Below are 19745 nucleotides of genomic sequence, written 5' to 3'. Positions count from 1 at the left end.
GTCAGCCCCCGAGATCCGGGTTGATGTCCCGCGGGCGCGCGAACCGCTCCAGGCGTCCCCGGCCCGGCGCCACATCCGACCAATGGGCGGTGTCGAAGTCGATCACCGCGTAGGCGGCGGTGGGGAATTCCAGGGCCAGACGGTCGCGGGCCGCGCGCGGTCCCTCCCCCGCCAGAGCTGCCGCGAGGTCGCCGAGACCCGGATTGTGGCCGACGACGATCACGACGGCGGCCCCATCGGGCGCGGCCTTGATCACCCCGAGGATCCGGTGGGCCGGCGCCTCGTAGATCTCCGGCTGCCAGCGCGTCTCGGGATTGCCCAGCGCGGCTGCCATCGCGTCCCAGGTCTCCCGCGTCCGGACTGCCGTGGAGACGAGGGCGAGATCGGGGCGCAGCCCCGCCTCCGCGAGATGGGCGCCCACAACCGGCGCGGTCCGCCGCCCGCGGGGGTTGAGCGGGCGGTCGCGGTCGGCGACGCCCGGCGAACGATCCGATTTGGCGTGCCGCAACAGGATCAGCCTGCGCATGGAGCGAACCTCTGGACCGGGCCGTTCTCGGGAGCGGGGACCCGGCGTCGCCGGACCGGCATCGCAAAAGCCCCTCCCGTCCGGTTAACCGAAAGCGTGCCGCGCGGGAACCTCGGCCTGCCGGCAGCCTCGGGCCGGCCCCGTTGCTCCACGATCCGCGCGGCCCGTTGCGCGCCTCATCCGGAGGTGCGAGCGCTGCGCGTCCCCACCGCCGGACGAGGGTGCGGGTGGTCCAGGCCGCGCCGGCGGCCCCGGCCTCAGCCGCCCCGCTGCTCCCGACGCATCATGAAGGCGAGCTTCTCGAACAGGCTCACATCCTGCTCGTTCTTGAGCAGCGCCCCATGGAGCGGCGGGATCAGCTTCCGGCCGTCCTGCTCGCGCAGGGTCTCGGGGGCGATGTCCTCGGAGACGAGGAGCTTCAGCCAGTCGAGCAGTTCCGAGGTCGAGGGCTTCTTCTTCAGTCCCGGCACCTCGCGCATCGCCAGGAAGGTCCGCAGGGCCTCCTCGACGAGGCGGTGCTTGATGCCCGGGTAGTGCACATCGACGATGCGCTGCAGTGTCTCGGCGTCGGGGAACTTGATGTAGTGGAAGAAGCAGCGGCGGAGGAACGCGTCCGGCAGCTCCTTCTCGTTGTTCGACGTGATGATCACGATCGGCCGCCGCACGGCCTTCACGGTCTCGCCGGTCTCGTAGACGTGGAACTCCATCCGGTCGAGTTCGGTCAGCAGGTCGTTGGGAAACTCGATGTCGGCCTTGTCGATCTCGTCGATGAGTAGGACCGGGCGCTCGGGCGCGGTGAACGCTTCCCAGAGCTTGCCGCGCCGGATGTAGTTGCCGATCTCCGAGACCCGCGGGTCGCCGAGCTGCGAGTCGCGCAGGCGCGAGACCGCATCGTACTCGTACAGCCCCTGCTGCGCCTTCGTTGTCGACTTGATGTTCCAGACGAGCAGCGGCGCGTTCAGGCCCTTGGCGATCTCCTCGGCCAGCACGGTCTTGCCGGTGCCGGGCTCGCCCTTCACCAGGAGCGGGCGTTCGAGGACGACGGCGGCGTTGACGGCCGCGGTCAGGTCGGGGGTCGCGACGTAGGTCTCGGTGCCGGAAAAGCGCATCGCGGTCTCGGAGAGGTGGGCCGGACGCAACGGGTAACGCGCTATCCTGCCGTGCCGCAAGCGCTCTGCCGCGCGGCTTCGCCGACGGCGTCTCGCCCGGCCTCCACCCGCATCCCGCGGTGTCCGCATGAGCGAGCCTTTGGGGTGGGTCTCGGGGATCGCGGCGCGTTCGGGGGGCTCCTTCAGGCGGCCGCTTCGCGTCCGCACCTCAGGATGAGGGCCAGGAGCGGATGTTCGGGCTCATCCCGGGGCCTGATCAGCCCTTCTCGTGCCAGACGCAGTTCCGGGCCAGGATCTCCAGATTCACGTCGGATTTCTGCGGCTGCGGCAGGGTCTTGCCGTCCATGGCGAGGTCGATCTTGATCTCGACCTGCCCCTTCGCCTCGGCCGTCCGGCGGGAGAAGTAGCAGTATTGCTGGTAGGGCTGGTCGGCGCTGTCCTTGAAGTTCCAGCCGGTCACGATCTGCCCGTCGAGATAGGGCACCTGCTTGAACACCGTGAAGGTGGTGTTCACCACCGCCTTGGAGGCCGGTGCGGCATCGCTGCCGAGTTGCGCCCTGGTGGGCGTCGGCGTCGCGGGGGCCTTGGGCAGACCCTCGAGCTTCAACACGTTGTCGGTCAGCGTGACCTCGCCCTTGGTCTTCAGGGTCACGTCCGACAGCGCCGCCTGCATGGCGGCGGCGATCTTCTCCGCGGCGGTGTCGAACTGGTTGAGCGTCGCCCAGCCATAGGCCGCCGCGCCCACGCCGATGCCGGCGAGGCACGCGAAGGCGCCGAAGCCCAGCGCCCGGAACAGGAAAGCGCGGGCGGCGACGTAGCTCGAATCCGCCCGCAGGCGCGAATTCACCTGCTGGGCGAGGGCGATGTTCTCAGGAGTTCCGCCCGCGACGTAGTTCATGCGCCCGCTCCCGCGGCAGGTAGGGTCTGGCTCGGCAGGGTCTGGTTGGGCAGCGCCTGCTGGCCCTGGGCCGGACGGTTCATCGGGATCACCGCGCCCGACGCATTGGCGGCCCGCGGCAGGATTGGCTCGGGATTCGAGCGCAGGGCGTCGGCGATCGCATCCAGCATGTAGGGGGCGGCCTCCGGATTCACGGCGGCGCCGAGATCGTCCTCGTCCATGAAGGTCCGGCGGGTCGAGACCGCGCACAGCGCCAGGATCGTCGACGCGAAGGCGGCGCAGACCGCCGGCAGGAACACGAAGATCCGCAGGAAGGCATGGACCTGGCTCTCGGTCACGTCGATCGGGTCGACGCCGTAGACCATGGCGGTGAAGGAGTGGAGCTGGGAGCGGTTGACCGCGTTGCGGTAGCCCTGCTCGGCATCGGCCACGCGCCGGTCGGCGGCGCCGGGATCGAGGGCCGCGCGGGCCTTGCGGGCCTCCTCAAGGTCCTTGATCATCGCGGCACGGTCCGACGAGGCCTTGGTGACACCGCCCGACAGGGCGGCGACGCGGGGATCGGCCACGCATTTCAGGTTCTGGTACTTGCGGCCCTTGCTGTTGGTGCCGAAGACCCGCTCGCAGCGCTGTGCCGGGAGGCCGGCGAGCTGCTGGGCGTTGTCGGCGGCGCGCTTCTCGATCTGGTCGAGCTCGGCCGTGTACTGGGCCACCCGCTCGTCCGCCGCCTTGATGCGGTCGCCGATCGTGGCGCGGTCGGCCTGCGCGTCCTTCAGGGCGGTCTTGGTCCGCGCGGCCTCCATCAGGCGGGGATGGAACATCATCTCGCCGAGCTGCGACACCGATTTGGTGGTCACGCCGGCCGCGAAGATGATGCCCAGCACCGCGAGCGCGCGCACGAAGTACGAGCGCTGGGTGCGGGCCAGGATGCCGAGCGGCACCCGGCACAGCTCCACCGCCGCGTAGACCAGCGGCGCCAGCAGCATGAAGTAGAAGGCGTGCCAGTCGCCGTCGCTGTAGACGCCCGCGAACAGCCACGCGCCCCAGAGCGAGGCGCCGATCACCATGAACTCGACGAGGTATGCGATCCCCACGTAGCCCCACTTGATGCGGTAGCCCTTGTCGACGTGGCGCTGGTGTTGCCAGCGGTCCGATTCGAGCTTCCACTCGCGCTGCTCGCGCTTGCGGTCACGGTTCGGAGGCGCTGCGGGGCCGGAGAATATCGATTTGATGGAGATCATCGGCCTCGTCGCATCCATCGGGTCCAGTCTCGGGCACAGCCCGGCCGAGCTTAACCCCCGGTTAACTCAGGCGTGTATGCGCGCATTGTGCCGATTTTGAGCCGCGTTGCACGCGTCCACCGCACGCATCCTCTGGATGTCCGGCCGCATCCTGCGCGCCGGTGACCGAAATGTCTCACCCGGTTGATGTATCCGGCTTGTGTCGCAACGCACCTGCCCGGGCTCGATCCCGGGCGGAAACCGGTTGCCCGCAGCGCCGCGCCGACCCATCATCGCGCAGCCGTGATCGGCATCCCCGCCGCCGCGAAAGACGAGGTTCGATCCGCCGCCGATGCCAGAGGTCCACGCCGGCTCCTACAAGGAAGCGATCCTGTTTCTCGTCACGGCGGGCATCGTGGTGCCGCTGTTCCACCGCCTCCGGATCTCGCCGGTGCTCGGCTTCATCGGCGCCGGTGCCCTGCTCGGACCCTTCGGCCTCGGTCGGCTGGCCGATACCTACCCCTCCGTCCACCTGTTCACCATCGGCAACCGCACCGAGATCTCGCACCTCGCCGAGTTCGGCGTGATCTTCCTGATGTTCATGATCGGGATCGAGCTGTCCTGGGAGCGCCTGCGGGTCCTGCGCCGGCTCGTCTTCGGCCTCGGCTCCCTGCAGGTGGGCTGCTCCGCGCTGATCCTCGGAGCGATCCTGTACGGGCTCAACGTGCCGCTCACCGGCGCCGCCATCGTCGGCATCGGGCTCGCCCTGTCGTCGACCGCCGTGGTGCTGCCGGTGCTGGCCGAGCAGCGGCGGCTCAACGCGCCCACCGGGCGGACGAGCTTCGCGGTCCTGCTGTTCCAGGATCTGGCGGTGGCCCCGGCGCTGTTCGCCATCGCGGTGCTCGGCCGCGACGACGGCGGCGACAAGGGCTGGGCCCTGGCCCTGGCGCTCGGCCAGGCCGCCGTCGCGCTGGTGCTGATCGTGGTCGCGGGCCGCCTCGCCCTGCGCCCGCTGTTCCAGCTCGTGGCGCGCACGCGCTCCACCGAGCTGTTCATGGCCGCCTGCCTGCTGGTCATTGTCGGCACGGCGCTGACCGCGGCGGCGAGCGGCCTGTCGATGACGCTCGGCGCCTTCGTGGCCGGCCTGCTCCTGGCCGAGACCGAGTATCGCCGGGCGATCGAGGCGACGATCGACCCGTTCAAGGGCCTGCTGCTCGGCGTGTTCTTCGTCTCGGTGGGCATGAACCTCGACCCGGCGCAGCTCATGGCGACGCCGGGCGCCATCCTGGGCCTGTCCCTGGCACTGGTCCTGATCAAGGCCGCCGTGGTGATGATGGCGGCCCCGGTCCTCAAGATCCCCCGGCCGGTGGCGCTCGAGACGGCGCTGCTGCTCGGCCCGGGCGGCGAGTTCGCCTACGTCCTGATCGGAGGCGCCATGGCCACCGGGCTGGTGCCGGAGGAGGTTGGGGCGGCCGCGCTCGTGGTGACCACCGTCACGATGATCATGATCCCGGCCCTGGCCGCGGTCGGGCGGCGGCTCAAGCAGCGCGCGACCGCCGGCGCCCAGGCCGCCACCAAGGCGGAGCCGATGCCCGAGCGGGTGGAGAACCGGGTGATCGTGGCGGGCTTCGGCCGCGTCGGCCGGCAGGTCGGCGAGATGCTGGAGCGGCACAAGATCCCGTATCTCGCCCTCGACTCCGACGCCGCCCGGGTCGCCGAGCAGCGGCGCTCCGGGGCGCCGGTCTACTTCGGCGACAGCGGCAACACCGAAATCCTGCGCCGCTGCGACATCGCCACGGCCCGGGCCCTGGTGGTCACCCTCGACAACCCGCGCGCCGTCGAGGCGGCGGTGGCGGCGGCCCGCGCCGAGCGGCCGGACCTGACCATCGTGGCCCGGGCCCGCGACGCCCGCCATGCCTCCGCGCTCTATGAACTCGGCGTCGACGACGCGGTGCCGGAAACGATCGAGGCCTCGCTGCAGCTCTCGGAGGCCGTGCTGGTCGATGTCGGCGTGCCGATGGGGCTCGTCATCGCGTCGATCCACGAGCGGCGGGAGGAGTACCGGACCCTGCTGAAGAAGCGCGAGAACGAGGCGAAGCCGATCTTCCGGGCCCGCCGTACCGTGGGCAAGGCCCTCGGCAAGCCGGCCGCCAAGCGGGAGCCCGAGCGTCAGGAGGCCGCCGGCCAGGAGGCCTGAGCCGCCTCCCGTTCCGTCACGCCGGGACGGGGTACGCCTCGGCGAGCTTGGGCCGCCGCGCGACGCGGCTGCGCGGGGCCCGCTCGAAGCCATCGGCGAAGCTGCACCGGTAGACCAGTTCGTCCGCCGGCCCCAGGCCCGTCACGAGCGGCACCGTCACGGTGTCCCCGGTGAAGCGCCAGCCGCGGGCGCCCTTGTCCCAGTAAAGCCAGACCGTCCCGGGATAGCCCCGCAGGGTGAAGACGGCCGCCTTGCGCGACAGGGCCTGCACGGCGCGCGGCGCGTACATGCCCTTGTCGCGGTAGGCCCCGCGGGTCGCCTCCGGCTGACGGTCCATGAAGGTGTTGCGCACCAACTGAATCGTCGCCCCCGGCTTCCCGAGAAACCGCTTGAAATCCGTCAGATTCCGCAGGATGACCGCCATCGCAGGTCTCCTCGCTTGCCCTGTCCGGCCCGCGTCGCCGCGTCCGCACACACTCGATGCTTCGAGTTGAGCGATTCCCATGACCGAATGAGTGACTGTGCGAGGCTTGGCCCGGCACATATCAACAGATTCGATGACTTATGCCCAGGTTACGAGTCCCGTGCACATGCGGAGTCTCGCTCCGGGCACCGGATCGGCCGCTTTCTCGGGCCTGAATCCTGTCGACCACCGGCGAAGATTCGGGACCGGGGCCGGATAGTCCTGCCCGGCGCGATCCGCGGGCGGGCGATTCGCCCAGACTTGACCCGGGCGCTCCGCTGGCGCGTTCTCCCGGGATGCTGCTGCAGTTCTTCACGGCCCTCCGGGACGCCAAGGTTCCCGTCTCCCTGAAGGAGTACCTGACCCTCCTCGGCGGCCTCGACCGGGGGCTGGCCGGGCACGACGTCGAGGCGTTCTATTTCCTGGCGCGCACCGCGCTCGTGAAGGACGAGGCGCATCTCGACCGGTTCGACCGGGTGTTCGGCACGGTGTTCAAGGGGCTGGAAACCCTCGGCCCTGCGGTGGAGCCCGCCGCGATCCCCGAGGAGTGGCTGCGCAAGCTCGCGGAGAAATACCTGACCGAGGCCGAGCGGGCGGAGCTGAAGGCGCTGGGCTGGGACAAGCTGTTCGAGACCCTGAAGCAGCGGCTCGCCGAGCAGAAGGGGCGCCATCAGGGCGGCTCGAAATGGATCGGCACCGGCGGGACCTCGCCCTTCGGCGCCTACGGCTACAATCCCGAGGGCATCCGCATCGGCCAGGACGGGAACCGCAACTTCCGGGCGGTGAAGGTCTGGGACAAGCGGGAGTTCAAGGACCTCGACGACGACCGGGAGATCGGCGCCCGCACCATGCGTCTCGCGCTCCGGCGCCTGCGCCGCTTCGCCCGGACGGGGGCGGCCGAGGAGCTCGATCTCGACGGCACGATCCGCGAGAGCGCCCGCCAGGGCTACATCGACGTGCGGCTGCGGCCGGAGCGGCGCAACGCTGTCAAGGTACTGCTCTTCCTCGATGTGGGCGGCTCGATGGACTGGCACATCGCGCAGGCCGAGGCGCTGTTCTCGGCGGCGCGCTCCGAGTTCAAGCACCTCGCGCACTACTACTTCCACAACTGCCCCTACGAGGCGGTCTGGACCGAGAACCGGCGGCGCCACGAGGCGAAGACGCCGCTGCTCGACGTGATCCGCACCTACGGCAGCGACTACCGCGTCGTCTTCGTGGGCGACGCCTCGATGAGCCCCTACGAGATCGCCACGCCGGGCGGCTCCGTGGAGCACTGGAACGAGGAGGCGGGTGCCGTCTGGATGCAGCGGCTCCTCGACCATTTCCCGAAGGTCGCGTGGCTGAACCCGGTGCCCGAGACGCACTGGGGCTACACCCAGTCGATCGGCATGATGCAGCGGCTGGTCGCCGGCCGGATGTTCCCGCTCACCCTGGACGGGCTCGACGCGGCGGCGCGGGCGCTCGTGCGGTGAGCCGTGACAGGCCCCGGCTCGGGGGGCTCATCCGACCCGCACCCTCGCCCCGAGGTTCCCGCTGCGCTCCGGCCCCTCGGGACGCGGGAGGATGGATGATCCGGCGAACCGTCCGTCGCCGGCCCGCGATCGGACGCCCTGTCAGCCCTGCTGGGAGGGCGTCGTCACCACCAGCCCGTCGAGCGCCGGCGTGATCTTGATCTGGCAGGACAGGCGGGAGTTCTCGCGCACGTCGCTGGCGAAATCGAGCATGTCCTGCTCCATGTCGGCGGCCTTGCCCACCACCTCGATCCACGCGTCGGCGACGTAGACGTGGCAGGTCGCGCAGGCGCAGGCGCCGCCGCACTCCGCGTCGATGCCCGGCACGTTGTTGCGCAGAGCCGTCTCCATCACGGTCGCGCCGACGCTGCCTTCGACGGTCCTCTCCGTCCCGGCGTGGTCGACGTAGGTGATCTTGGGCATGCTGGGGGCTCCGGGCTCGCGTCGAGCGCAATCTCTCCGACGGGCGGCGTGCGCCTGATTGGCGGCAGAGATCGCGGAATGCAAGCGCGGCGGTTGTCGCCCCTCCCGGTTCGATCGCCGCATCGCGGGCGGTGCCCGGATGGCTCGTCAGGGCTGCGCGGTCCCGATCTCCGCGAGCGCCGCCGCGACCGCGGCGGCGAGGTCGTCGAGCGGGACCGGCCCGTCATCCGCGCGCAGGCGCGCCTCGGCGGCGTCCGCCAGGGCGCGAACCCGCTCCGCGCCGACGCCCGCGGCCGAGCCCTTCAAGGTGTGGGCGAGGTCGGCGCGCCGCTCCGGCGCGGCGGCGGCATCGGCGAGCCTGGGCAGGATCGACCGGCACTGGCCGGCGAACAGATCCAGCACTTCGCGGGCGAGTTCGGCGTCGCCCCCCGTCTGGACGTCGAGCGCCGCGCGGTCGATGGCCTGCATGCCCCGGCTCGTGCCCCGGCTCCTGTCCTGGCTCATGTCCTGGCTCCCGGGATGCGTGTTCTTCGTGGATGGCGGGGCTGATCCACACAATTCACCCCCCGATTCGCGGGGCGGGGATCGCGCCGGACCCGTCCCGTGCGGCAGGATGGCGGAGGCGGTGAGCGGCAGGCGCGGTAACCATTCGGTTAACGTTTTCTGGGGCCGGCCGGGGGCTCGGGTATCGGCAATCGCTGCCCGCGTCTAATCTTGGATGGTAAACGGGGCGTTGCGTCTCCGGCATCAGCCTCCCCAGGTGCCGGTGAACCCGTGTAACGAGGCGTTGAATGGCGACCGAGAAGAAGCTGAAGGACCCGGCCGAGGCCGCGCTCTCTGCGATCGAGCAGGCGCTGAACCTCGACGCCCTGACGCCGAACGGCACCGACAGCCGCGCCGAGCCGCGCCTGCCCGACGTCGGCGATGCCGATCCGCTGCTCGACGGGGGCCTCGACCCGGCCGGCCGCACCATGCCGCCGCGCCTCGACCTCGACGCGCCCCTCGTCTCGGACCTGCCGCCCCCCGGCCTGGATCGTCCCCGCCGCGAGGGCGGCCTCCTGCCGCCCGACCGTTCGCTCGTGGCCAACGACGACCGACGCAACATCGGCATCCTGCAGCAGACCCTGCGGGTGCGCTCCTCGCCCAAGCCCTACCTGTTCGCCCTCGCCGCCGGTGCGGCCTGGATCGGGGCCCTCGTGCTGGTCGCCTGGACCAAGTCCGACGGCGACCTGCGTGGCGTCGTGGCGGGGCTCAGCGCCCTGCAGGCGAGCATCGGCGCCGCCGCCTTGCTCGGGCCGGTGGTGCTGTTCGTGATCGCCGCCATGCTGGCCGTGCGCGCCCAGGAGATGCGCCTCGTCGCCCGCGCGGTCGGCGAGGTCGCGGTGCGGCTGGCCGAACCCGAGAGCTTCTCCACCGATGCCGTCCTGACCATGTCGCAGACCGTGCGCCGCGAGGTGGCGGCGGTGGGCGACGGCGTCGAGCGGGCGCTCGCCCGCGCGGGTGAACTGGAGACCCTGGTGCGCGGCGAGATCGCCACCCTGGAGCGCGCCTATTCCGACAACGAGATCCGCATCCGGTCCCTCGTGGACGAGCTGGTGGCGCAGCGGGAGGCCATCGTCACCAACGCCGACCGGGTTCGGACCGCGATCACCGGCTCGCACCAGAGCCTGAGCCAGGAGCTGGAGGGCGCCTCCGACCGGATCGTTTCCGCGGTGACCGGCGCGGGCGAGCGCGTTACCGGCGCGCTGGAGATCCGCGGCGCCGCGATCACCGCCTCCTTGGGCGAGGCCGGCGACCGGGTGGTCGGCCTGATGACCGCCCGCGGCAGCGATCTCATCGACAACCTGACGGCGACGAGCCAGGACGTGCGGGGGACCCTCCAGGAGGTCGGCGAGACGCTGACCCGCACCTTCGGGACCCGGGCCGGCGAGGTGACGGGCGCCTTCGAGGCCGCCGGCACCGCCCTCACCGACCGCCTCGCCGAGAACACCGGCGCGCTGGCCCGGAGTCTCGCGGAGACCGGCACGCGCGTGGGCGAGGCCCTGGAGCAGCAGGCCGGCGCGGTGCGCGAGAGCTTCGAGCGCTCGGTGGGCGGCCTGGAGACCGTCTTCCTGTCGCGCGGCTCTGACCTGACCGAGCGCTTCGGCGCCATGGGCGCCGAGATCACCGCCCGCTTCGCCGAGACCGGCACGGCGCTGACCCAGGACATCGCCGGCCGCGGCACCGCGCTCCGCGCCGAGATCGAGAGCGCGGGCCTGTCGGTGGCCGAGATGATCGAGGGCCGCGGGCGCGACGCCCAGGCCGCCCTGGCGCTCGCCGCGAGCGGCGCCGGCGACACCCTGACGACCCGCGCGGGCGCGGTGCGCGACGACCTGATCGGCACGGCCGAGCGGATCGCCGAGGCGCTGTCGGATCGCGGCGGCGCCCTCGCCGAGCGCATGGACGGCATCGCGGCACGGCTCGACGAGACCGTCACGGTGCGGGCCGCGGATCTGGAGCGCCGCGTCGCCGCGGCGGCCGAGCGCGCCGGCAGCGGGATCACGCATCACACCGGCACGGCCGCGGCGAGCCTGGAGGCCGCCTTCACGGTGCTGGGCCAGGGCTTCGAGGCCGGGGCTGCCGCCGCGGTCGGCAGCCTGCGGGGGGCCGTCGAGAACCTGTCGGGCGAGATCGACGGCCGCACCGCCGGCGCGGTCGCCGCGCTCCGGCGCGGGACCGAGGAAGTCGCCACCGCCCTGCGCGGTTCGGCCGAGGATGCCACCGGCGCGGTCGAGGCCCGGACCCTCGAGGCCGTGCAGGTCTTCGAGCGTCGGGTCTCGGAGTCCGCCGCCGCCCTGGCGGCGCGGACCGGTGAGGCGGCCGAGGCGCTGCGCGCCGCCGCCGATCAGGCGGGCGAGGCCGCCGAGGGCCGGACGCGCGACGCGACCGCCCGCCTCACCGCCGCCCTGGAGACCCTGCGCAACGCCTCCGCCGAGGTGACCGGCGCCGTCGAGGCGGAGACCGCCAGCCTGACGACGCGGTTCCGCGACGCCGCCGACCGGGCCGGTACGGAGCTGGGCGCGCGCGGCACGGAGGCGGTCGCCGCCGTCCGCGCCGCCCTCGACGACCTCAACCGGGAACTCGCCGCGCGGACCGGCGACGCCACCGGCAGCCTCGCCGAGGCCGCCCGCGCGATCTCGGCCGACCTCGCCGCGAGGATCGGCGAGATGGAGACGGCCTTCGGCGCCCATGGCCGCAGCGTCGCCGAACTCCTGGCGAGCCACGCCGACGAGACCCAGGCCCGCATCAGCGGCACAGGCCGCGACATCGTGCTGGCGGTGGCGAGCCAGGGGGCCCGCATCGCCGACACCCTCAGCCAGACCGGAGCGAGCTTCGCCGAGACCGCGGACGGACGGGTCCGGGCGATCGACGAGACCCTGGGCAGCCGCCTCACCGCCCTGCAGGAGACCATCGCCCGCGGCGACATCCTCGCGGACCGCATCGGCCGCGACACCGCGGCCTTCGGCGAAACCGTGGGCACCCGGCTGGAGGAGATGGACCGCCTCATCACCGGCAAGGGTCAGGCCGTCGCCGAGACGATCTCGGCCCAGGCCCGCGAGGCCGGCAGCATGATCGAGACCCACCTCGGCGGCCTGGAGGAGCGCTCCGTCCGGCGGACCGCCGAGATCGGCGCGGCCGTGGCCGGCCTCGTCGCCGAGATCGACGCCCATCTCGGCACCCGCGCCTCAGCGGTGGATGACGTGCTGCGCGCCCGGACCGACGAGATGGCGCGCATCATGGCCGAGGGCCACCGCGGCCTGATCGAGATGCTGGAGGGCCGCACCACCGGCCTCGGAGAGGATATCGCCCGGCACACGGGCGAGATCGCCCACCGGATCGCCGAGAGCGCGGGCCAGTTCGACGTCGGCGTGATCGGCCGCCTCCAGGCGATCGCCGAGGCGCTGGACGAGCGCGCCCGCTTGGTCGACGAGAGCTTCGGCGTGCAGGCCTTCGAGGCGATCCGCCTCATCGAGGCGCGCACCCGCGCGGTCGACGAGGAACTGGCCGGCCGGACGCGCGACCTCGTCGCGATGATCTCCGACCGGACCGGCGGCCTCGACGGCGCCATGGCCGAGCGCGTCCGCGCGCTCACCACGTCCATCGAGGACTCGACCCGCGGCCTGGAGACGGCGCTGTCGACCCGCGGCGAGGCGATCGTCCGGCTGGTGGACGAGCGCGCCCAGAGCGCCGACGCGGCGCTGGAAGCCCGCACCGAGGCCGTGCGCGCCGCTTTCGCGGAGCGTGCCGACCATCTCGCCCGCCTCATCGACGAGCGCATCGCGTCCCTGTCGGGCGAGCTCGACGAGAAGGGCCGCTCCGTGTTCGGGGCGATCGGCGGCCGCATCACCGAGCTGGGCCGCCTGTTCGACAGCGGCGGCACGTCGCTCGCGCAACTGATCGACCAGCGCGGCGAGAGCGTGCTCGCCAAGCTGCAGCAGACCATCGCGGATGCCGAGCGGATGCTGGAGGCCGGCGAGGGCCGCCTGGGTCACACCCTGTCGAGCCGGACCGCCGACATCAGCGGCCTGCTCGACGACGGCGTGCGCTCGGTCCACAGCCTGCTGGACGACCGGACCAACCAGATCCGCGTGATGCTGGACGACCACGCCGGCACCCTGGCCGCCACGATGGACGGCCGCATGGGCCCGATCAACGAGGCGCTGGATGGCCGCGGCCAGGCGCTGGTCGCCGCCCTGGACGGCGCGTTCGGCACCGCGACCGGCGCGCTGGAGGACCGGACCCGGCAACTCGGCAGCCTGTTCGACGAGCGGCTGGGCAGCCTGGAGACCCTGGTCGAGGGCCGGGGCAACCGTCTCGCCGAGACGCTCGCCGCCCGCGGGCAGGCCCTGCGCACCCTGTTCGAGGAGGCCCAGGCCGCCCTCGACGCGGTGGTCGAGGGCGGCGGCGGCCGCTTCGCCGCCGCCATCGACACCCGGATCCAGGCCCTGCGCGGGGTGCTGGAGGAGGCGCCCGCCGCCGTCTCGGCGCTGGTGGAGACCCGCGAGCGCCAGCTCGCCGCGACCCTCGACGCGCGCACGCAGCGCCTGCAGACCCTGTTCGAGGAGGCCCAGGCGGGCCTGCGCGACCTCGTGGATGGCCGCGGCCAGGAAGTCGCCGACGCCATCGCGGCCCAGACCGAGGGGCTGCGCACCACCCTCGATGCCGCGCCGGCCCAGATGTCGGAGCTGCTGGGGGCACGCGTGGCCGACCTCCAGACCCTGTTCGAGCGCGCACAGGGCGAGATCGACCGCCTCGTGGAGGGCCGCGGCCGCCAGATCGCCGGGACGATCGAGCACCACACGCAGGCCCTTCAGACCACCATCGAGCAGGCGAACCCCGCCATCGCGGGCCTGCTGGAGACGCGGGAAGCCCGGCTGACCGAGGCCATGCAGGAGCGGACCGTCGCGCTGCAGGCCGTGTTCGAGCGGGCTCAGGAGGAGATCGACCGCCTCGTGGAGGGCCGCGGCCGCCAGATCGCCGGAACGATCGAGCACCGGACCCAGGCGCTGCAGGCGACCATCGAGCAGGTCAATCCGGCCATCGCGGGCCTGCTGGAGACGCGCGAGACCCAACTCGCCGAGACGCTCAGGGAGCGGACGGCCGAATTGCAGGTGCTGTTCGAGCGGGTGCAGGGTCGCCTCGGGGCGATCGTCGAGGGGACCGGCCGCGACGTGTCCGAGCGGGTCGACGCGCGGATCGAGGCCCTGCGCGGCACCTTCGAAGAGGCGCGCGCGTCGATCGAGGGGCTGCTCGAAGACCGCAGCCAGGCCCTGATGGCGGCTGCCGAAGGCCGCACCGGAGCCCTGGTCGAGGCCTTCGACGCCCGGCTGCGCGACCTCGACGGCGTCGTGGAGGGTCGCACGACGGCGCTCGCGCAGGCCGTGGAGGCGCAGAGCGAGGCCCTGGCCCGCGGCGTCGATGCCCGGGCCGACGCCTTCACCCAGCGCATCGACAGCCGGATGCGGCTGTTCGCGACGCTGGTCGCTCAGCGCGCGGATACGCTGGCCACGGCCTTCGACGACCGCCACGAGGCCTTCGCGGGCCTCATGGACGAGCGCACCGCGAGCCTCGTGGCCGCCCTGGACGAGCGCGCGCGGGCCCATGCCGAGCAGGTCGACGCCCACAACGCGGCGCTCGCCGAGACGCTCAGCCGCCGCGAGGCGGCGCTCGCCGGCCTGATCGACGCGCGCACAGAGGCGCTCGGGACCGGGTTCGAGCGGCGCGCCACCGCGCTGGGCGCCCTGGTGGATGCCCGCGGCGAGGCCCTGTCCCGCCGCCTCGCGGAGAGCGCCGAGACCCTGGTGCGCGCCATCGAGGAGAAGGGCGGCGCCCTGCTCGCCAGCATCGAGGGCAGCGGCCGCGCGGCCGGCGACAGCGTGGAGGGTCATGTGGTCCGCCTGCGCGAGGCCATCGACGGTCCGATGCTCGACCTGTCCCGCGCCCTGGCAGACCGGGCCGACGCGATCGAGCGGACGCTTGCCGAGACGGGTGTTCCGCTGGCCGAGACCCTGCGGGAGCGGACCGAGGAGCTGGCGGTGCAGTCGCGGGCCTCGGCCGAGCTGCTGCGCGCCGCCGTCGAGGACGGCGCCGGCCGCACCCTCTCGGAGCTGTTCGAGACCAACGACCGCATGGGCCGGGAACTCGGCGCCCTCCTCCAGAGGATCGAGACCGCCAACACGGCCCTCAGCGACCTCGTGGCCGGCGCCGACACGAATCTCGGCGCGGTCGAGCGGGGCCTCGCCGGCCGGATCGAGCAGATCCAGGAGGCGCTGGAACGCATCGCCTCCGAGACCGGCCGGGCCAGCGCCGGCGTGTCGGCGCAGGTCGAATCCCTGCGCGGCGCCGCCGACGGGGCCCTCCAAGAGGCGTCCCGCCTCGCCGAGACCCTCGATACGCGGGGTCGCTCCCTCGGGGAGCAGACGGCCGCGCACGTCGCCGCCCTCGACCGGGCGGCCGCCTCGCTCGCCGCCATCGAGGAGCGTCTGGGGTCGACCCTGACGGGCCGCGAAACGGCCCTGACGGGCGCGCTCGCCGCCTTCGAGGCGCGGGCGACCGCCCTGGAGCAGAACGGCAAGGCCCTGGAGCGCACGATCGAGCAGACCCTGCGCGCCGCCGAGGACCGTGCCCGGAGCGTCGGCGAGTCCCTGGCCCAGTCGGCCCAGGGCGCCGGCGCCTCGGTGACGAGCGCCTTCGCCGACCTGAAGGACAGCGCCAGCGCCGAGGGCGAGAAGGCCGCCCAGGGCGTGCGGCAGGCCATCGAGGAGGCGGCCCGCGAGATGCGCAGCGGCTTCCAGGAGGCCCAGGCCAGCTTCGGCGACTCCTTCTCGGCACTGCGCGAGATGGCGGGCTCGATCCGCGGTGAACTCGACGCCACCCGCGCCGAACTTGCCAAGGGCGTCCTCGACCTGCCGCGCGAGACCCAGGATGCCACGGGCGAGATGCGCCGGGTGGTGGCCGACCAGATCAAGGCGCTCAACGAGCTCTCGTCCCTGGTCTCCCGCTCCGGCCGCGCCGTGGACGTCGCCCAGCCGCAGGCGCAGACCCAGCGGCGGGTCGCCGAGGGCGGCAGCCGCTCCGCACCGGCCCCGGCCGCTCCGGTCCCCGCCGCCTCCCTGGCGCCGGCGGCTCCGGCGGCTTCCGCTCCGGCGCTTCCGACCGCCGCGGCGGCACCGCGGCCCGCCGCGGCCGCTCCGGCCCGGATCGAGGCGCCACGCCCGGCCGCTCCGGCCCGGCCCGCACAGGCCGGCGACAAGCGCGGCTGGCTGTCGGATCTCCTGACCCGCGCCTCCCTGGACGACGACGAGGAGGTTCCGGCGGCCGACGCGCCGGCCGCCGCGCCGGCGGCGCCCGCACAGCCGGCCCGCCGGCCCGCGGTGGCGGCCGCCGAGACCGGACGGATCGCCCTCGACACGATCTCGACCGACATCGCCAAGATGATCGAGCATCGCACCGCGGTCGACCTGTGGGAGCGGTACCGCCGCGGCGAGCCCAACCTGTTCGACCCGCGGATCTACACGCCGCAGGGCCGCGCGACCTTCGCGGAGATCCAGCGCCGCTACCGGACCGACACGGAGTTCCGCCGCAGCGTCGACCGCTACGTCAGCGAGTTCGAGCGCCTGCTCGGCGACGTGGTCAAGAACGACAGCGACGCCAAGCGGACCGACGCCTATCTCACCTCGGAGACCGGCAAGGTCTACACCATGCTGGCCCATGCCAGCGGACGCTTCGACGGGGCGTAAGACGCGTCCCGCCGGGGTCGAGGCCGGCTCCGGCGGGCTGCGGTGCGGGCGCGCTCAGGGAGCAGTTCTCCGGCCCTCGCCCTGGTGCGGGATTGCCCGCGTCGGCGGGTCTCGAAGGAGGGTTCGGGGGGATCCCGCGACGTCCGGCGGCTCCGGGTGAGGGCGCGCGTCGGACCCTCCGGTCACAGCAGGCCGAGGCCGACCAGCTCGCGCCGCAGGGCCTCGGGCATCTCGGCGAGATCGCCCGAGGCCCCGGCGCCGAGGTCGGTCGGCGCGTCGCCCGCCGTGAGGTAGCGCCAGCCCTGGAAGGGACGGTACGGACGGGGCGCCACCGGGACGAGGCGCGGGTCGAAGACCAGCCGGCAGCGCGGAATGCCGTCCTCCCCGGTCAGCGGCTCGATGGCCGTGATCGCCTGCCGACAGGACAGGGTTCCCCGGATCACCCAGTAGATCGAGCCCTGCCCGGCGATCTCCCGGTGGCGCTTGGGCAGGGTCCGGGTGACGTGGAACGGCGCCGCCGGCCGGCCGTCCCGGAGCGCATCGGCGAGGAACCGCGCCTGCCGCGCTTCAAGGTCGGCGATGGAGGCGGGGCCGACGCAGAGCTTGATCAGGTGCAGGGCCACGGACGCGGATTCTCGCGACTGACGACACGGGACAGCATGGGACGCCACGGGAAACCATGGGATGCCATGCGGCGCCCTGATAGCAGGGTCCGCGTCCCGATGCGCCTCTCAGGCGAAGAGTGCCAGCCGCTCCTCCGGCGGGAGCGCGTCAAGCGCAGCGAAGCTCAAGACAGGCTCCTCCCCCGGAACCTCCAGTTCGGGCACCGCCGCGACGATGTCGGCCCAGTCGGGCTCCGGGGCGTCCCCGGCGGCGGTCTCCGCATCCGGTTCGGAAGTCGCGATGGATGCGGCCGCCGCGATCCAGGCGACGTCGGACGACGGCAGCGGCGCGTCCGTCCCGCCCGTGACCGGCAGGAACGCGAGATCTTCGTGGAGCGGCGGGCTTCCGGGCCGGGCCACGAGGGCTGCCGCCGTCACGGCCGGGACATCCATGCTGATGTACCGATCGATGTCGCTCTGGCAGAGGTCGGACGGCTCCGCCTCCGGGCCGGCTGTCCGGGGGCCGGACGGCGACGGGATCCGCTCGGCCTCGGCGCCCCAGATGGCGATCATCGCCGAGAGCCGGTCCTCCAGGTAGCGGAGCGTGTAGACGATCCGGGCCGTGCGCTGCGCGGTGAGGTCCTGGAACGAGCACGCCGTGTAGATCGCGGTGGCGTGCCGGTCGAGGGCGTCGCAGGCCGGCGCGTCGCCGCCCCGCTCGCGCAGGGTCCAGGCCGCCTCCTGGATGGCCTCGGCCGAGCCGAGGATGTCGGAGGTTGCCTGCTCGGTCTCGCGCACGATTGCGTCGAGGGCGAGCGACGCCTGGGTCAGGCGGGTCTGCTGGGTATCGGTGGCGCTGATCGCCGCGATCTCGGCCTTGGTGCGGCTGATGGCGTCGGCCATGTCGACGAGGTTGCCGCGCAGGTGCCCGAACGCCTCGTGGCCGCGATCCTCGGTGACGGTCCGCTCCAGCCGGGCGATCGCGCCGAGCAGCGTCTCGGTGTCGGCGCCGCGGTTGCGGCGGACATGCTCGGCCAGGAACCAGCGACCGCGCTCCGTGGCGGCGAGCGCCGCCGCGATGGCGTCGTACTCGGCCGACGCAGCGGGGCTCGGGGTGACAGGTCCGGTCATGAGCTTCCCTGGACGCGGAAGGCGGGCGGCGGGCGGCGGGCGACGGCCGGCGCAGGATCCGGCCCGGAAGCGCGCAATTTGACAGGATGCCTTTAACGGGCGCTTACGGGCGGGCCCCGATCCGGGCCCGATCCGGGCCCCCTCCGAACTGCCGCCCCGAGCCCCGCCTTGCTTCGCCCGTCCGGCCCGGCGCGCCTGTCGCTGCTCTACGCCGTCGTCTTCACCGAGATCGGCATCGCGATGCCGTTCATGCCTCTCTGGCTCGACACGTTGGGGATCGACGCCGGGCTGATCGGCGTGCTGCTCGCCCTGCCGATCGCGACCCGGATCGCCGCCACGGCGCCGCTGATGAGCCTGCTCGACCGCGGCCTCGGCCCGCGCCGGCTCATCCTGCTGGGCAGCCTCGCGCTGAGCCTGACCTACGCGCTGATGCCCGGCGCCGCCGGGGTCGGATGGCCCCTGCTCGCCGTGCTGATCGTGCTCAACGCGGCCGCCGGCGCGCCGCTCGTGCCCTGCATCGACTACCTGACGCTCGCGGCCGTGCGCCGGGATTCCCGCCTCGCCTATTCCCGGATCCGGATGGCGGGCTCGGTCGCGTTCCTGATGGCCAACCTCGTCGGCGGCGTCCTGCTGTCGGCGCTGGGGGGCCACCTCGCGGTGCCGGTGCTGCTCACCGGCCTCGCCCTGGTCGCGGCGCTCGTGGCGTGGCGCAGCCGGTCCGTGGCGGCCGTGCCGCAGGCGGCGGACGGCGCGGGACGCCCGCGCCTTCCGCTCAAGCTGTGGCTCTGCATCGGCGCGGCCGCCGCCATCCAGGCGAGCCACGGCGCCCTCTACGGATTCGGCAGCATCTTCTGGACGGAGCACGGCATCACGGCGGCCTGGGTCGGCGCGCTCTGGGCGACCGGCGTGCTCGCCGAGATCGTGCTGTTCGCGTCCGTGCCCGCCCTGCCCCCCGCGTGGCGCAGCCCGGTGCGACTGCTCGGCCTCGGCGCATCCGCGGCGATCCTGCGGGCGGTCGGCATGTTCCTCCTCGGCGACCGCCTCGCCGCCCTGGTGCCGTTGCAGGCCCTCCACGGCCTGACGTTCGGTGCGACCCAGCTCGGGGCCATGGCGGCGGTCTCGGCCTACGCTCCCGACGGGGCGCGGGGCCGGGCGCAGGGCACGCTCAGCGCCGTCAACGCCAGCGTCGCGGTGGTCGCCACCCTGGTGAGCGGCTTCGCCTACCGGTCCGGCGGCCCCCTCGCCTTCCTGCTGATGGCGCCGCTGGCCGCCGCCGGGCTCGGGCTCGCCCTCGCCTCGCGCCGGGCGGGCGTGACGCCGGACACGGTTCATCAACCGTAATGTCGACATAACCGCCCGGCAGAGTGGTGCCTCGATCGAGGAGTGAGG

Annotated in this window: 13 protein-coding genes; 4 read left to right on the top strand and 9 right to left on the bottom strand. The window is 73.1% G+C overall.

Annotated elements, in window-relative coordinates:
- Window position 1: 1 nt before the first annotated feature.
- From MKK82_RS33135 to MKK82_RS33120, 4 genes are all read right to left on the bottom strand, one after another.
- On the bottom strand, window positions 2-526 hold the full coding sequence (locus MKK82_RS33135; RefSeq protein ID WP_238284784.1) for a SixA phosphatase family protein: 525 nt from the start codon (window positions 524-526) through the stop codon (window positions 2-4).
- Window positions 527-783: 257 nt separating this feature from the next.
- Window positions 784-1635, bottom strand: coding sequence for an AAA family ATPase (locus MKK82_RS33130; protein WP_238284878.1), 852 nt, complete (start codon window positions 1633-1635; stop codon window positions 784-786).
- Window positions 1636-1891: 256 nt separating this feature from the next.
- Window positions 1892-2533, bottom strand: coding sequence for a hypothetical protein (locus MKK82_RS33125; RefSeq protein ID WP_238284783.1), 642 nt, complete (start codon window positions 2531-2533; stop codon window positions 1892-1894).
- The gene (locus MKK82_RS33120) at window positions 2530-3789 is read right to left on the bottom strand and encodes an ATPase (RefSeq protein ID WP_238284782.1); all 1260 of its coding nucleotides are present in this window, start codon (window positions 3787-3789) and stop codon (window positions 2530-2532) included. Before MKK82_RS33120 ends, MKK82_RS33125 begins: the two co-directional genes overlap by 4 nt.
- A 313-nt stretch (window positions 3790-4102) precedes the next feature.
- Here MKK82_RS33120 and MKK82_RS33115 point away from each other — a divergent pair, with 313 nt between their 5' ends.
- On the top strand, window positions 4103-5947 hold the full coding sequence (locus MKK82_RS33115; protein ID WP_238284781.1) for a cation:proton antiporter: 1845 nt from the start codon (window positions 4103-4105) through the stop codon (window positions 5945-5947).
- Window positions 5948-5963: 16 nt separating this feature from the next.
- Here MKK82_RS33115 and MKK82_RS33110 read toward each other — a convergent pair whose 3' ends face one another.
- Window positions 5964-6371: a hypothetical protein gene (locus MKK82_RS33110; protein WP_238284780.1), complete on the bottom strand. Its 408-nt coding sequence runs from the start codon at window positions 6369-6371 to the stop codon at window positions 5964-5966.
- Between the two features lie 335 nt (window positions 6372-6706).
- On the opposite strand from MKK82_RS33110, the gene MKK82_RS33105 reads away from it, so the two are divergent.
- Window positions 6707-7882, top strand: coding sequence for a vWA domain-containing protein (locus MKK82_RS33105; protein WP_238284779.1), 1176 nt, complete (start codon window positions 6707-6709; stop codon window positions 7880-7882).
- A 141-nt stretch (window positions 7883-8023) separates the two neighbouring features.
- On the opposite strand, the gene MKK82_RS33100 is transcribed toward MKK82_RS33105, so the two are convergent.
- Complete coding sequence (locus tag MKK82_RS33100; RefSeq protein WP_010685602.1) at window positions 8024-8344, bottom strand: 2Fe-2S iron-sulfur cluster-binding protein; 321 nt, start codon at window positions 8342-8344, stop codon at window positions 8024-8026.
- 147 nt (window positions 8345-8491) lie between these two features.
- A complete protein-coding gene (locus MKK82_RS33095) occupies window positions 8492-8812 on the bottom strand; it encodes an Hpt domain-containing protein (protein ID WP_238284877.1) in 321 nt (106 codons plus the stop codon).
- A gap of 323 nt (window positions 8813-9135) precedes the next feature.
- On the opposite strand from MKK82_RS33095, the gene MKK82_RS33090 reads away from it, so the two are divergent.
- Window positions 9136-16623: a hypothetical protein gene (locus MKK82_RS33090; RefSeq protein ID WP_279603397.1), complete on the top strand. Its 7488-nt coding sequence runs from the start codon at window positions 9136-9138 to the stop codon at window positions 16621-16623.
- 182 nt (window positions 16624-16805) lie between these two features.
- Here MKK82_RS33090 and MKK82_RS33085 read toward each other — a convergent pair whose 3' ends face one another.
- On the bottom strand, window positions 16806-17246 hold the full coding sequence (locus tag MKK82_RS33085) for a DUF1489 family protein (RefSeq protein ID WP_238284778.1): 441 nt from the start codon (window positions 17244-17246) through the stop codon (window positions 16806-16808).
- A gap of 108 nt (window positions 17247-17354) precedes the next feature.
- Window positions 17355-18356, bottom strand: coding sequence for a hypothetical protein (locus MKK82_RS33080; RefSeq protein WP_238284777.1), 1002 nt, complete (start codon window positions 18354-18356; stop codon window positions 17355-17357).
- Between the two features lie 168 nt (window positions 18357-18524).
- Here MKK82_RS33080 and MKK82_RS33075 point away from each other — a divergent pair, with 168 nt between their 5' ends.
- Window positions 18525-19697 (top strand): MFS transporter, encoded by a 1173-nt coding sequence (locus MKK82_RS33075; RefSeq protein ID WP_238284776.1) that lies wholly within the window; start codon window positions 18525-18527, stop codon window positions 19695-19697.
- Window positions 19698-19745 lie beyond the last annotated feature (48 nt).

The organism is Methylobacterium sp. E-046, assembly GCF_022829625.1.
Classification (GTDB): Bacteria; Pseudomonadota; Alphaproteobacteria; order Rhizobiales; family Beijerinckiaceae; genus Methylobacterium; species Methylobacterium longum.
The sequence above is the reverse complement of the archived record's forward strand: the minus strand, read 5'-3'. Positions and strand labels throughout refer to the sequence as shown.